We start from the raw sequence: 14,167 nt of genomic DNA on the forward strand, positions 1-14,167 counted from the left end.
GCGCTTGAGGACAAAGCGGCGCAGCCGCTTTGCGGGGCCCGGGGCGGAGCCCCGAGATGGGGTCCAGGGGCGAAGCCCCGGCGGGGGTGCAGGGGCGCAGCCCCCGCTCACCGCGCGAAGCGCGGTGCCGGGCCGAGGGGCGGAGCCCCGGAAGAAACGGTGAAAGGGCGGGGCGGGGCACAACTCACCACAACCCCAGCGCCCCCACCCCGCACGCCCCCGCCACCACCATGAACACCGGCATCAGCACCTTCACCTCCACCCGGCTCCCCGCCCGGAACCGCATCCCCTTCGGCGGCCCCACGGGATACCACCGCTTGCGCGCGATCGGCAGCGGCCAGAAGATCGGGCAGCCCGAGACCGTCAGCGCGTCGCCGATGTCGTGCACCAGCGCGCCCAGCACGATCGGCACCCCCAGCCACAGGTACTCGTTGCCCGGCCCGGTGAACAGCCAGTCGGAGCCGTGGCCCGGCTCGTCCAGGATCCCGGCGAGCATCCAGGCGCTCGTCGCGCCGAGCAGCCAGACCAGGACGTCGCTGGAGGTCCGGGCCGCCCGCCACAGGAGCCCCTCGACGGCGAGCACCATGTGCACGAAGAGGATGCCGAGCACGGCCCAGCGGTCCCCGGTCATCGCCAGGGCCGAGGTGCCGGCGCCGATGAGCACCGCCCACAGCGCGGTGTGCGTGAGCGTGCGGTGGCCGCCGTTGCGGCGCGGGTCGCCCTTCCCCCGCGTCGCCTTGTAGACCGCGTGGGACAGCCCGTCGATGATCCCGCACAGCACCCGCGATATGGGCCCGAACGACCGCGATATCGTCGCCGACTTGTGGTCCAGGTCGGGGGCGAGCGCCGCCCCCGCGCAGACCAGCGCGCCGACCACGAGCACCGGCCACGGCATCTCGTAATCGGTCCCGGCCACGGCCGCGCCCAGACCCAGCCACGCCGCCGCCCCGGAGAGCGAGTGCGCCGGTCCCATCATGATCGTTCACCCCTCGGCATCGCCGGACGTCGTCCTGACGCCGCGTCGGCCACTCAGCGTAATGCCCGGATGATCATCGTTCGACCGCCCGGTTCCCTGATCGGGCCAAAGGGCAGGCAGTATGGAGGGGTGACCCTTATCGATCAGATGCCGAGCCATGCCGACCCCGACGCCCTCTTCGAGGCCTTCTCGACCTGGGCCGAGGAGCGCGGCATCACGCTGTACCCCGCCCAGGAGGAGGCACTGATCGAGGTGGTCTCCGGGGCGAACCTGATCCTGTCGACCCCGACCGGCTCGGGCAAGAGCCTTGTGGCCGCCGGCGCGCACTTCACGGCGCTCGCCAACGACCAGGTGACCTTCTACACCGCGCCGATCAAGGCGCTGGTGTCGGAGAAGTTCTTCGACCTGTGCAAGATCTTCGGCACCGAGAACGTCGGCATGCTCACCGGCGACGCCTCTGTCAACGCCGACGCCCCGGTGATCTGCTGCACCGCCGAGGTGCTCGCCTCGATCGCGCTGCGCGACGGCAAGGACGCCGACATCGGCCAGGTCGTGATGGACGAGTTCCACTTCTACGCGGAGCCGGACCGCGGCTGGGCCTGGCAGATCCCGCTGCTGGAGCTCCCGCAGGCGCAGTTCGTGCTGATGTCGGCGACGCTCGGCGACGTCTCCCGGTTCGAGGAGGACCTGAGCCGGCGCACCGGCCGGCCCACCGCCGTGGTGCGCTCGGCGACGCGGCCGGTGCCGCTGTCGTACGAGTACCGCTCGACGCCGCTGACGGAGACGCTGACCGAGCTCCTCCAGACCCGCCAGGCGCCGGTCTACATCGTCCACTTCACCCAGGCCCAGGCCGTGGAGCGGGCGCAGGCGCTGATGAGCATCAACATGTGCTCGCGTGAGGAGAAGGAGGAGATCGCCAAGCTCATCGGCAATTTCCGCTTCACCACCAAGTTCGGCCGGAACCTCGCGCGGTTCGTCAAGCACGGCATCGGCGTCCACCACGCCGGGATGCTGCCGAAGTACCGGCGTCTGGTGGAGCGGCTGGCGCAGGCCGGTCTGCTGAAGGTGATCTGCGGGACGGACACCCTGGGCGTGGGTGTCAACGTGCCCATCCGCACGGTGCTGTTCACGGCCCTGACCAAGTACGACGGCCAGCGGGTGCGCACGCTGCGGGCCCGGGAGTTCCACCAGATCGCGGGCCGGGCCGGGCGGGCCGGCTTCGACACGGCCGGCTTCGTCGTCGCCCAGGCCCCGGATCACGTCATCGAGAACGAGAAGGCGCTGGCCAAGGCGGGCGACGACCCGAAGAAGCGCCGCAAGGTGGTCCGCAAGAAGGCCCCCGAGGGCTTCGTCGGCTGGACCGAGAACACCTTCGAGAAGCTGATCGCCTCCGAGCCGGAGCAGCTCACCTCCCGCTTCCGGGTCACGCACGCGATGCTGCTGGCGGTCATCGCCCGCCCGGGCAACGCCTTCGAGGCGATGCGCCGGCTGCTGGAGGACAACCACGAGCCGCGCCGCAACCAGCTGCGGCACATCCGCCGCGCCATCGCGATCTACCGCTCGCTGCTGGACGGCGGGATCGTGGAGCAGCTGGACGAGCCCGACGCCGAGGGCCGGATCGTGCGCCTGACGGTCGACCTCCAGTCGGACTTCGCCCTCAACCAGCCGCTGTCGACCTTCGCGCTGGCCGCCTTCGAGCTCCTCGACCCGGAGTCCCCGTCCTACGCTCTCGACATGGTCTCGGTGGTGGAGTCCACGCTGGACGACCCGCGGCAGATCCTGGTCGCGCAGCAGAACAAGGCGCGCGGCGAGGCGGTCGCGGAGATGAAGGCGGACGGCGTCGAGTACGAGGAGCGCATGGAGCGGCTGATGGACATCGGCCACCCCAAGCCCCTGGAGGAGCTGCTCACCCACGCCTACGACGTCTACCGCAAGAGCCACCCGTGGGTCGGTGACCACCCGCTGTCGCCGAAGTCGGTCATCCGTGACATGTTCGAACGGGCCATGACCTTCACGGAGTTCACCTCCTTCTACGACCTCGCCCGCACCGAGGGCATCGTGCTGCGGTACCTGGCGAGCGCGTACAAGGCGCTGGACCACACCGTGCCCGACGACCTGAAGTCCGACGACTTCGAGGACATCGTCGCCTGGCTCGGCGAGATGGTGCGCCAGGTGGACTCCAGCCTGCTGGACGAGTGGGAGCAGCTGGCCAACCCCGAGGTGGAGACGGCCGAGGAGGCCCAGGAGCGGGCCGACCAGGTCAAGCCGGTCACCGCCAACGCGCGGGCCTTCCGGGTGCTGGTGCGCAACGCGCTGTTCCGCCGGGTCGAGCTGGCCGCGCTCGACAAGGTCGCCGAGCTGGGCGAGATGGACGCCGAGTCCGGCTGGGACGAGGACCGCTGGGCGGCGGCGATGGACGCCTACTGGGACGAGTACGAGGAGCTGGGCACCGGCCCCGACGCGCGCGGCCCGAAGCTGCTGAGCATCGAGGAGCGGCCGGACGACGGCCTGTGGCGGGTGCGGCAGACCTTCGCCGACCCCAACGGCGACCACGACTGGGGCATCTCGGCGGAGGTGGACCTCACCGCGTCCGACGAGGAGGGCCGGGCGGTCGTCCGGATCACGGACGTGGGTCAGCTGTAAGCAGGGGGCCCCGGCCGGGGCACCCCTTCCCTCACATCGCGGCCGCCGGCAGCTCGCGCGTGCAGGCGGCCTTGGCTCGTCCAGGACCTCGTCGCGCGGGCCGCTCTCGACCACCTCGCCGGCCCGCATCACCGCGACCCGGTCGCAGAAGTGCCGGACGACGGCACGGCCGCGCGGGACGAGACGACGGCGAGGCCGCGCGAGACGAACAGCAGGGACAAGGAACGGCAGGGACAAGGCCGCCGCGAGAGTCAACACGCCCGTAGCATCCGACAACACCTAAACCATCACCAACTACCCCGAACCTGACGGCGTGAGAGGCCCCTCACGCCCCGGTCCTCACACCCCTGTGCCCCGGACGCACCCTCCGGCACACCCGGTCGAGCGCCCGCACCCGGCCCAGCACGCGCCGGGCCCGCCGCACCCCGCCGCGCAGAAGCCCCACGCCCGTGACGACACCCGGCGCGCCCGCGCCACGGCGGCCGCCCACCGGACCGGAAGGCCCACCGGCCCCGGCCCCAACCCCCGCGCCCGGTGCCGGCTCCTCCGCACGCGCTCTCCCCACCAGCCCGACGAGCTCCTCCCGATACCCCGCGGCCTCCTCCGCGCTCTCCGTCAGCACCAGCGTCTCCACCAGCGCCCGCCCGGCGGGTGTGGCGGGCCGCAGCTCCGTCAGTGCCGGGCGCAGGGCGCTCAGCCAGGCCCGTTCCGCCAGGTCCGGTACGGCGTCGGCCAGTTGCGCGGAGGAGAGCACAGCCGCCGTCGCCGCGGCGCGCTGCCAGGGGCCGTCCGCCCGGTCCGTCAGCTGCCCGACCCGCAGCCGGCGCCAGTTGGCCGCCCGCTCGTCGTCACCCGCCGCCGCTCTCGCCCGCAGCGCGGCGGGCAGCCGGCCGCGCAGCAGATCCGGACGCCGTTCCGCGAACTCCTCGACGTCCGTGGCGAGGTAGTGCCACACCACCGCCCGGTAGCGGTTGAGGTGGAACCGCACGGGAGTGAGCAGACCGCACCGGGCGAGCCGGGTGAAGCGCTCCGGAGGGACGCCGGCGAGCTCCGCGCCCCGCGCCGTACCCACCGTCCTGATCCTGGCGCGCAGCGCGCCTCCCCCACCCGCTCCGTGCCGCTCGATCTCCCCGGCCGGCACCCTGCGCACCCCACCCGGCCCGGAGGCGACCGTCCGTACCTCCCCCAGCTGGACGGCCAGCTCGAACTCCCCGGGCTTCAGCCCCAGTTCCCTCGCCGCCCGCAGCACCGGGACACACCGCTCCGCCATGACACACCCTCCCCGTCGTTCCCTGATTACCGACAGTGACGACTGTAGAGGAGGGGTACGACAACGGGGGTGGTACGACGAGGCCCCCGGTCCCGGGCCCGGTGCGGCGTCAGCCCTCGCGTCCGCCCCCGCCCTCTCCCCCGACCCGCTCCGCCAGCACCGTCATCTCGTAGGCGACCTGCCCCAGATCGGCACCCTCGTCCCCCAGGACGCAGAGGCAGCGCTCCTCGTCCACCGCGGTCACGAACAGCACGCCCCGGTCGAACTCGACCATCGTCTGGCGCACCTGTCCCGCCCGGAACTGCCGCCCGGTGCCCCTGGCCAGGCTGTGCAGCCCGGAAGCGACCGCGGCGAGGTGCTCGGCGTCCGCTCTCTCCAGCCCCTCGGCCGCCCCGGTCACCAGGCCGTCCCCGGAGAGCAGCAGGACGTGCCGTACACCGGGCACCCTGCGGGCCAGGTCGTCCAGTATCGCGTCGAGCCCCTTGCCGAGTCCCATGCGTCGCCTCCCCGTTCCGCCGTTCCCGGCACTGCCGTGCCAGCCTCGCTCACCCGCGCCCGGTCGGCAACCACGCGCCGCCCGGCCGGGCGGGCACCGAGGCGTCACCCGGCTCTCCGCCTTCGTCCCCCCTGGGTTCAATCCCCCGACGATCGGGCACACTTGCACAGCCGCAGGAAGAGCCGCTCACGGGAGCAGGTGATCCGCGTGTTCAACAGGCTTCGCAAGCGGTGGGAGCCGGACGGCCGGCGCTCCTCCGACCCTCCGAGCCGTCCGGACGAACCGCCCGGGAGGCGACCCGGGGGCAAGCGGCCCAACCTGTTCGAGGCCGCGGCCGCGTACATCGCCGCGTGCGCCGAGAACGACCCGGACAGGAGCGCGGAGGCGGCCCGCTGGGTCTCCCCCGAGGCGCTCAGCTTCGGGGTGAACGAGCTGGCCTGCAGGGCGGTCGTGGCGCTCGCCCGCGAGCGCGGCGCCCCGCCCCAGGCCGTGGCCCGCTCCCTGCTCGGACTGCCCGGCGTCTGACCGGGGCGTCCGACCGCGGCGCCCCACCGCCCGGCCACCCCACCGCCCGGCCACCCCACCGCCCGGTGCCCAACCGCCCGGCGCCGCGACGCGCGTCGGCCACGCGCCGCTCGGCAAGCGTTCCCCCACCGGTCACCGTTGAGCCGTGTACATGTCACCCCACGCGTCCTACGCTGCCGGTACCCCCTCGTCACGGAACCCGCACCGGACCGCTGTCACCGATTCCTTCCCCCCACTCGATCCCCACTCGATCCCGGAGGACCCGTGCCCAGCGCCTCGTCACGCCCCCACGCCCCTCGCGCCCCTCGCACCCTCCGCATCCTCCGCAGACGCCGCCCCGGCGTCCTGGCCGCCGCGTTCGCCGTCTTCGCGGGCTCCTTGGGCCTGTGGGCCGCCGACGCCGCCGGCTCCTCGGCGAGCCCGGCGGCCGCCGCGGTCCCCACGCCGGACCACGTCGTGGTCGTCGTCTTCGAGAACCACGCCTACGACCAGGTCATCGGCTCCTCCTCGGCCCCCTACATCAACTCCCTGGCCGCGGGCGGCGCGAACCTCACCGCCTCCTACGCCGAGACCCACCCCAGCCAGCCCAACTACTACGCCCTGTTCTCCGGCGACACCCAGGGCATCACCGACGACAGCTGCGTGGACGTCGGTGCCCTCGACGAGCCCAACCTCGCCACGGAGTTGGCCGCCAAGGGCAGGACCTGGGCCAGCTACAACGAGTCCCTCCCGGCGGAGGGCTCCACCACCTGCGGCAGCGGCAAATACCGCCAGAAGCACAACCCCTGGTTCGGCTTCGGCAACGTGCCCACCAGCACCGCGCACACCTTCGCCGCCTTCCCGGCCGACTACGCCAAGCTGCCCACGGTCTCCTTCGTCGTCCCGAACATGTGCAGCGACATGCACGACTGCTCCGTCGCCACCGGCGACTCCTGGCTCAAGCAGAACCTCAAGGGCTACGCGGACTGGGCCGCCTCCCACAACAGCCTGCTGATCGTCACCTTCGACGAGGACAACCGGCTCAGCGGCAACCGCATCCCGACCGTCCTGTACGGGCAGCCCGTCAAGCCCGGTTCGAGCTCCGGCACCACGTACAACCACTACGACGTGCTGCGCACCGTCGAGGACATGTACGGCACCGCGCACGCCGGGAACGCCGCGTCCGGCAAGGACATCACCGGCGTCTGGAACAACTGACCGTGTATCTCGCGGACGGCCGCACCCCGCCGCCCGGCGCCGTCGCCCCCGCCGGCCGCGGCACCCGCCCCGGCCGGCGGGGCGGCGCGATCCCCGCGACGGTCCTCGCGCTGGGCACGGTCAGCCTGGTCACCGACGTCTCCTCGGAGATGGTCACCGCCGTGCTGCCGCTCTATCTGGTGTCCGGGCTGGGCCTCTCGCCGCTCGGCTTCGGCCTGTTGGACGGCGTGTACAACGGCGTCGGCGCCCTCGTCCGGCTCCTCGGCGGCCGCCTCGCCGACCGCGGCGGCGGCCGGCACAAGGCCGTGGCCGCCGCCGGGTACGGCCTGTCGGCCCTGTGCAAGCCGCTGTTGCTCGTGGCGCACGGCCTGCCGCTGATCGGCGCCGTGCTCGCCGCCGACCGCACCGGCAAGGGACTGCGCACCGCCCCGCGCGACGCCCTGATCTCGCTGTCCTGCGAACCGGCCGCGCGCGGGCGGGCGTTCGGGGCGCACCGCGCGATGGACACCGCGGGTGCGCTGCTCGGACCGGTCGTGGCCTTCCTCGTGCTGCGGGTGGCGGCCGGGGGGTACGACGCGGTGTTCACCGTCAGCGGCTGCGTGGCCGCGCTGGGCGTGCTCGTCCTGCTGCTCTTCGTCCCCGCGGGCCCCGCGAACTCCCCCACGTCGACGACAGGACCGCACACGCCCGTTCGCGCCCTGCTGCGCCGTCCCGCAGTGCGACGGCTGACCGGCTGCGCGGTGCTGCTGGGGCTGACGACGGTGAGCGACTCGTTCCTCTATCTCGCTCTCCAGCGCCGCCTGGACCTGTCCGAGTCCTGGTTCCCCCTTCTCCCGCTGGGCACTTCCGGGGTCTTCCTGGCGCTGGCCCTGCCGATGGGCGTCCTCGCCGACCGGTTCGGCCGCAGGCGGCTGTTCCTCTGCGGCCACTTGGCGCTGCTGGCGGCGTACGCGCTGCTCGTCACGGTGTCCGGCACCTCGCCCGTGCTCGCCGGGGCGGTGCTGGCGCTGCACGGGGGCTTCTACGCGGCGACGGACGGCGTCCTCGCCGCGGCGACCGCGGACGCGGTGCCTAAGGAGGCGCGCGGCAGCGGGCTGGCCGTGGTGCAGACCGGCCAGGCGGCGGCGCGCTTCGCGTGCTCGGTGGCGTTCGGCGCGGCCTGGACGGCCTGGGGCGACCGGACTGCGCTGGGCGCGGCGGCCGCCGGGCTCGCCGTCTCCGCCCTGGCCGGCGCGGTGCTGCTGCGCCGGGGATCCCCGCCGGGGAAGGCCCGGTGAACCTGACCCGCGCCCACCGGCTCCTGATCCTGCTCGCCGCCGTCCTCGTGCTGGGCGGGGTCGCGCTCGGCGCCACCCTGCACGCGGCCGGCCGGGCAGCGGAGAAGGACCGGGAGCGGCCGGGCGGGCCGCGGGTGCTCCCGGGCGAGGTGGTGCTGGGCGCGACGGGCCGCACCGTCTTCCGGAACATGGCCTGGGGCCCGCACCGCGACGAGATCGCCTCGGTGGACGGCCGGGCCCCCTCGGGGCCGCGCATGTCCTCCGGCGTGCGCTGTCTGCGGTTCCACTCCGCGGGCGGCACCGGGATCTGCCTGCGGTCGGTGCGCCGGGGCCTGCGGGACGCCTACCGCGCCGTCGTCCTGGACGCGCGGCTGCGCGAGCGGGGCCGCTACGACCTGGCGGGCGTGCCGAGCCGGGCGCGGGTGGCGCCGGGCGGGCGCGTCGCCGCGTGGACGGTGTTCGTCAGCGGCGACTCGTACGCGGGCAGCGCGTTCTCCACCCGGACGTCGATCCTCGACGTCCGCACCGGCGAGCTGGACCGGAACATCGAGACGTACCGCTTCCTCCTGGACGGGCGCCCGCACCTGTCCGCCGATCTGAACGTCTGGGGCGTCACCTTCGCCGACGACGGCCGCTTCTACGCCACGGCCGCCACGGGCGGCCGCACCTACCTGGTCGAGGGGGAGCGTCGCACCCGCACGCTGCGGTCGCTGCACGCGAACGTCGAGTGCCCGTCCCTGTCCCCCGACGGCACCCGGGTCGCGTACAAGAAGCGCGTGGCGGGCGCCTCGCCCGACGCGCCCTGGCGGCTGTACGTACTGGACCTGCGCTCCGGGCGGGAGACCGCGACGGCGGAACGGCGCAACGTGGACGATCAGGCCGTCTGGCGGGACGACCGCACCCTGGTGTACTCGCTGCCCGGCGACTACGGGTCGGACCTGTGGACCGTCCCGGCCGACGGCTCCGGCACCCCGCGCGTGCTGATGGAGGCCGCCCTGGCGCCGGTGTTCACCGGGTAGGGACCGGCGGGCGGGCTCGGCGAGGGTGCTCGGCGAAAGGGCTCACCGCCCCAGCTCCTTGCGCGACACGCGCCGCAGCCGCTTGCGCTGCGAGGGGTCCAGCAGGAGGTACGCGCCGACGGGCACGCCCACCATCACCAGCACCGCCGCCCAGAACGGCAGGAACAGCAGGAGCAGTGCTCCCACCGCGACGCCGCCGACGGCCACCTTGGCCCTGTTGCTCATCTCGGTACCTCCTCCGCTCCGTCCCCACAACGCCCGGCGTCCGCGGCCGGTTCCCTCCACCGGATGTCACCGGCCGGATGTCACTGTCAGTGTCCCTCGCTCCGTGGCGCGGCTCACATCGCGGCGGGGCTCGTACGGGGCGTCCGTGCTGTACCCTCGGCGACTCCGACGCCCACTAGTCAAATTTGAGGAATGCGCAGCGCTGTGACGCCGAACCCTGCCGCGACACCCTCCGAGATCTCCCTGCTCTCCCGCTGCTCCGCCGTCCACCTGCCCGCCGACCCGCCCCGCGAAAGCCGCGTCGCCTTCTGGCTCCCCGACGGCCGGGCCCCCGACGTCCGGGGCCCGGTCGAGGATCTGACGGTCGTCGTCCCGGACGGCGGGGACGTCACCACCACGACCGTGCGGGCCGTCCTGCTGCCCGTCCGCACGGCCCTGCCCGCGCTCACCCGGGCCCGCTCCGGGCAGGCCGGCGAGGCGGCCGCCTTCTGGGGCGCCGCCGCCGTGTTCGCCCTCCAACTGGCCGCGCGGGGACGCCTGCTGCCGGGCCTGAGCGCCACCGATCACGACGCCTGGCGCGCCGGCCCGCTCACCGCCGAGGACCTGCGGCGCGTCCAGGAGCTGGCCGACGCGATGCCGCCGACCGCGCACGCCGTACCGGTGCCCGGCAGCGATCCTCTGCTGCTGCCCGAACCGGTGCGGCTGCTGCGCTCGTTCCTCGACGCGGTCGCCGACACCCTGCCCCGCTCCCCCGCCGCGGCCGCCGCCGCGGGCGGCCCCGCCTTCGCCGCGCCGGAGCCGCGGCGGCGGCCCGGGCTGCGCCCGTGGGCCGACGCCGTCGCCGCCGGACACGACGCGGGCGTACGGCTGTCCTTGCGCGTCGAGACCCATGGCCCGCTGGACGAAGAGAGCACCGGCCCCCGTTTCCGGGCCGTCCGACCGGCCCCGCCTTCGCCGCGCCGGAGCCGCGGCGGCGGCCCGGGCTGCGCCCGTGGGCCGACGCCGTCGCCGCCGGACACGACGCGGGCGTACGGCTGTCCTTGCGCGTCGAGACCCATGGCCCGCTGGACGAAGAGAGCACCGGCCCCCGTTTCCGGGCCGTCCTCCAGGTGCACAGCCTGGCCGACCCCGCGCTGGTCGCGGACGCCGCCGGCGTGTGGACCGGCGACGCCCCCGCCGCCGCCCGCTTCGGCCGCACCGCCCGGCACACCGCCCTGCTCGCCCTGCGCCGCGCCGCGCACGCCTGGCCCGCGCTCGCCCCGCTGCTCTCGTCGGCGGTCCCGGACGCCCTCGACCTCGCCGACGAGGAGGTGACCGAGCTGCTCGGCAGCGCCGCCGCCGCGCTCGACGCCGCGGGCGTGGAGGTGCACTGGCCCCGGGAGTTCGCCCGGACGCTCACCGCGCACGCGGTCGTCGGCCCGCCGGACGGCGAGCGGCTGTCGGGCCTGCCCCCGCTGCTCTCCGCCGACGCCCTGCTGGCGTTCGGCTGGCGCCACGCCCTCGGCGGCCGGGAGCTCTCCCGCGCCGAGCTGGACCGGCTGGCCGAGGCGAGCCGCCCGGTGGTGCGGCTGCGCGACCAGTGGGTGCTCGTCGACCCCGCCGCCGCGCGCCGCGCCCTCGGCCGGCGGGACCGCAAGGTCACCCCCGTCGAGGCGCTGGGCATCGCCCTCACCGGACGCGCCCCCGCCGAGGAGGGGGACGAGGACGGCACCGTCGAGGTGCGCCCCACCGGCTGGCTGGCCGAACTGCGCGACCGCATCGCCGACCCCGAGGCCGCGGACGGGCCCGTCGTCCAGCCCCCGGCCCTCGCCGCGACCCTGCGCGACTACCAGCTGCGCGGCCTCGGCTGGCTCCACCGGATGACCTCCCTCGGCCTGGGCGCCTGCCTCGCCGACGACATGGGCCTCGGCAAGACCATCACCCTCATCGCCCTCCACCTGCACCGCCGGTCCCTGCCCGACGCGGCCGGACCGACGCTGGTCGTCTGCCCCGCCTCCCTCATGGGCAACTGGCAGCGCGAGATCGAACGTTTCGCCCCCGGCACCCCCGTCCGCCGCTTCCACGGCCCCGCCCGGACCCTGGAGGGGCTGGCGGAGGACGAGTTCGTCCTCACCACCTACGGCACGATGCGGCTGGACGCGGCACGGCTGGCGGAGACCGGCTGGGGCATGGTCGTCGCCGACGAGGCCCAGCACGTCAAGAACCCCTGGTCCGCCACGGCCCGCGGGCTGCGCGCCATCGGCGCGAAGGCCCGCGTCGCGCTCACCGGCACGCCGGTGGAGAACAACCTCTCCGAGCTGTGGGCCGTCCTCGACTGGACCACACCCGGCCTCCTCGGCTCCCTGGGCACCTTCCGCCGGCGCTACGCCCGGGCCGTCGAGGACGGCGCGGACCCCGACGCCGCGCGCCGGCTCGCCGCGCTGGTGCGCCCGTTCCTGCTGCGCCGCCGCAAGTCCGACCCGGGCATCGCGCCCGAACTGCCGCCGAAGACCGAGACGGACCGGGCCGTCGCGCTCACCGCCGAACAGGCGGGCCTGTACGAGGCGGTGGTGCGCGAAATGCTCGACCGGGTCGCCGAGGCGGACGGGCTGCAGCGGCGCGGCCTGATCGTCAAGCTGCTCACCGGGCTGAAGCAGGTCTGCAACCACCCGGCGCAGTTCCTCAAGGAGGAAGAACCGCGCGTCGGCGGCCGGTCCGGCAAGGTGGAGCTGCTGGACGAGCTGCTCGACACGATCCTCGCCGAGGGCGCGAGCGTGCTGGTGTTCACCCAGTACGTACAGATGGCCCGCATCCTCGAACGGCACCTGACCGAGCGGGGCGTGGGCGTGCAGTTGCTGCACGGCGGCACCCCCGTGGCGCGGCGCGAGGAGCTGGTGCGCCGCTTCCAGGACGGCGAAGTGCCCGTCTTCCTGCTGTCGTTGAAGGCGGCCGGCACCGGGCTGAACCTCACCCGCGCCGAGCACGTCGTGCACTTCGACCGCTGGTGGAACCCCGCCGTCGAGGCCCAGGCCACCGACCGCGCCCACCGCATCGGCCAGACGCGGCCGGTGCAGGTGCACCGGCTGGTCGCCGAGGGGACGGTCGAGGACCGCATCGCGGAGATGCTCACCCGCAAACAGGCGCTCGCGGACGCCGTGCTGGGGCCGTCGGGCTCCGGCGACGACGACGCGATGGACCGCCTCACCGAACTGACCGACACCGAGCTGGCGGAGCTCGTGTCCCTGGGGGGAACGCACCGATGACGGAACGCATCTTCGACGCACTGCCGCCGGTCCGCGGCGGGTCCTTCGCGCGGAGCTGGTGGGGCCAGGCCTGGCTGAAGACCCTGGAGGACAGCGCGCTGGACGGCAAACAGGTCAAGGCGGGCCGCCGGCTCGCGCGGGCGGGGGCGGTCGGCGCCGTGTCCGTACGCCCGGGCCGGATCACCGCGGTGGTGGACGAGGTCCGCGCCGACGTCCTGGTCCACCGGCTCCCCGAGGCGGACTGGGACCGCCTCCTCGACCTGGTGGCCGACCGCGCCGGTCACCTCGCGGCCCTCCTGGACCGGGACGTCCCCCCGGACCTCGCCGACGACGCCTCCGCCGTGGGCGTCGAACTGCTGCCGGGCATAGGCGACCTGGAACCGGAGTGCGCGTGCGGCGGATGGGACCACTGCGCCCACACCGTCGCCCTCTGCCACCAGGTGGCCCGGCTCCTCGACCGGGATCCGTTCGTCCTGCTGCTGATGCGCGGCCGGGGCGAGGACGAGATCCTCACCGCGCTCCAGCGCCGGACGGCGGGGCCGCCCTCCGGCGTCCCGGCACGCGAGGCGTTCGCACTGCGCGCCCTGGTCCCGCCGCTGCCACCGCTCCCGTCCCCGCCGGAGCCCACCCGCCCACCGGCCCTGACCGGCACGGACCATGTGCCGCCCGAACTCGACGTGGCAGCACTGGAGTTCCTTGCAACCGCAGCGGCGGACCTGGCACGCCGCCTCCTGACGGAGACCACCCTCCCCGACCTGACCCCCCATCAGGACGCGGTCCGCCTGGCGGCATTGACACCCCCCGACCCGACCGCCGAGCGCCTGGCCGATCTCAGCGACCGCACCCCCGCCGATCTGGCCCGGGCCGCCCGTGCGTGGCACCACGGCGGCCCGGCCGCCCTGGCAGCCCTGGAGGACGAGTGGTCGCCCCCCGAACTCCCGTCACTGGAAGGCGAACTGCTGACCGCCCTGAACGAATCAGGCACCGACGCCCACCCCCGCAGGGAAGGCAACCGCTGGCACCTGGACGACGACACGCAGCTGCGCTACGGCCGCGACGGCCGGTGGTGGCCTTTCCGGGAGGGCGAGCTGGTGGGCCCCGGAGAGCGGGACGCGGCGGTGGCGCTGGGCTTGCTGATGGGGTGATTCCTTCCCCGGCCCCACCCTTTCACCGTTTCTTCCGGGGCTGCGCCCCTCGGCCCCACAACGCGGCTGCGCCGCGTTCGTCCTCAAACGCCGGACCGGCTGATTCAGCCCGTCTGGGGGCACCCCCTCTGGGGGAGTTTGAGGACAGCGCC

At 74.4% G+C, this 14,167-nt stretch carries 10 protein-coding genes and 1 pseudogene; 7 read left to right on the top strand and 4 right to left on the bottom strand.

Annotated features, from left to right (window positions below; genetic code table 11):
• Positions 1-184 precede the first annotated feature (184 nt).
• Positions 185-976, bottom strand: coding sequence for a metal-dependent hydrolase (locus tag I5Q34_RS23660; protein ID WP_199894408.1), 792 nt, complete (start codon positions 974-976; stop codon positions 185-187).
• A gap of 129 nt (positions 977-1,105) precedes the next feature.
• Here I5Q34_RS23660 and I5Q34_RS23665 point away from each other — a divergent pair, with 129 nt between their 5' ends.
• Positions 1,106-3,619, top strand: a complete 2,514-nt coding sequence (locus tag I5Q34_RS23665; protein WP_199894409.1) for an RNA helicase — start codon at positions 1,106-1,108, stop codon at positions 3,617-3,619.
• Between the two features lie 325 nt (positions 3,620-3,944).
• On the opposite strand, the gene I5Q34_RS23670 is transcribed toward I5Q34_RS23665, so the two are convergent.
• The gene (locus I5Q34_RS23670; protein ID WP_199894410.1) at positions 3,945-4,889 is read right to left on the bottom strand and encodes a DUF6397 family protein; all 945 of its coding nucleotides are present in this window, start codon (positions 4,887-4,889) and stop codon (positions 3,945-3,947) included.
• A gap of 109 nt (positions 4,890-4,998) precedes the next feature.
• A complete protein-coding gene (locus I5Q34_RS23675; RefSeq protein ID WP_199894411.1) occupies positions 4,999-5,385 on the bottom strand; it encodes a roadblock/LC7 domain-containing protein in 387 nt (128 codons plus the stop codon).
• Positions 5,386-5,592: 207 nt separating this feature from the next.
• Here I5Q34_RS23675 and I5Q34_RS23680 point away from each other — a divergent pair, with 207 nt between their 5' ends.
• From I5Q34_RS23680 to I5Q34_RS23695, 4 genes are all read left to right on the top strand, one after another.
• Positions 5,593-5,910 carry a hypothetical protein gene (locus I5Q34_RS23680; protein ID WP_199894412.1) on the top strand — a complete coding sequence of 106 codons (318 nt, stop codon included), beginning with the start codon at positions 5,593-5,595 and terminating at the stop codon, positions 5,908-5,910.
• A gap of 318 nt (positions 5,911-6,228) precedes the next feature.
• Complete coding sequence (locus tag I5Q34_RS23685; RefSeq protein WP_199894549.1) at positions 6,229-7,107, top strand: alkaline phosphatase family protein; 879 nt, start codon at positions 6,229-6,231, stop codon at positions 7,105-7,107.
• A 2-nt stretch (positions 7,108-7,109) separates the two neighbouring features.
• The gene (locus I5Q34_RS23690) at positions 7,110-8,384 is read left to right on the top strand and encodes an MFS transporter (RefSeq protein WP_199894413.1); all 1,275 of its coding nucleotides are present in this window, start codon (positions 7,110-7,112) and stop codon (positions 8,382-8,384) included.
• Positions 8,385-8,386: 2 nt separating this feature from the next.
• On the top strand, positions 8,387-9,403 hold the full coding sequence (locus I5Q34_RS23695; RefSeq protein WP_199894550.1) for a TolB-like translocation protein: 1,017 nt from the start codon (positions 8,387-8,389) through the stop codon (positions 9,401-9,403).
• 42 nt (positions 9,404-9,445) lie between these two features.
• Here I5Q34_RS23695 and I5Q34_RS23700 read toward each other — a convergent pair whose 3' ends face one another.
• On the bottom strand, positions 9,446-9,628 hold the full coding sequence (locus tag I5Q34_RS23700; protein ID WP_199894414.1) for a hypothetical protein: 183 nt from the start codon (positions 9,626-9,628) through the stop codon (positions 9,446-9,448).
• Positions 9,629-9,832: 204 nt separating this feature from the next.
• Between I5Q34_RS23700 and I5Q34_RS23705 the strand changes: the two are divergent.
• Both I5Q34_RS23705 and I5Q34_RS23710 read left to right on the top strand, forming a co-directional pair.
• Positions 9,833-12,870, top strand: a pseudogene (locus tag I5Q34_RS23705) (SNF2-related protein); the annotation flags it as partial.
• Entirely contained in the window at positions 12,867-14,015 is a 1,149-nt protein-coding gene (locus tag I5Q34_RS23710) for an SWF or SNF family helicase (protein WP_199894415.1), read from the top strand. The pseudogene I5Q34_RS23705 and the gene I5Q34_RS23710, both read left to right, overlap by 4 nt.
• The last annotated feature ends 152 nt before the right edge of the window (positions 14,016-14,167 follow it).

Origin of the sequence: Streptomyces sp. AV19, assembly GCF_015999245.1 — a bacterium.
Taxonomy (GTDB): domain Bacteria; phylum Actinomycetota; class Actinomycetes; order Streptomycetales; family Streptomycetaceae; genus Streptomyces.

Coding starts and splice junctions, on each gene's coding strand:
- I5Q34_RS23660 (WP_199894408.1), bottom strand. CDS start 976: ATGATGGGACCGGCGCACTCGCTCTCCGGGGCGGCGGCGTGGCTGGGT.
- I5Q34_RS23670 (WP_199894410.1), bottom strand. CDS start 4,889: ATGGCGGAGCGGTGTGTCCCGGTGCTGCGGGCGGCGAGGGAACTGGGG.
- I5Q34_RS23675 (WP_199894411.1), bottom strand. CDS start 5,385: ATGGGACTCGGCAAGGGGCTCGACGCGATACTGGACGACCTGGCCCGC.
- I5Q34_RS23700 (WP_199894414.1), bottom strand. CDS start 9,628: ATGAGCAACAGGGCCAAGGTGGCCGTCGGCGGCGTCGCGGTGGGAGCA.
- I5Q34_RS23710 (WP_199894415.1), top strand. CDS start 12,867: ATGACGGAACGCATCTTCGACGCACTGCCGCCGGTCCGCGGCGGGTCC.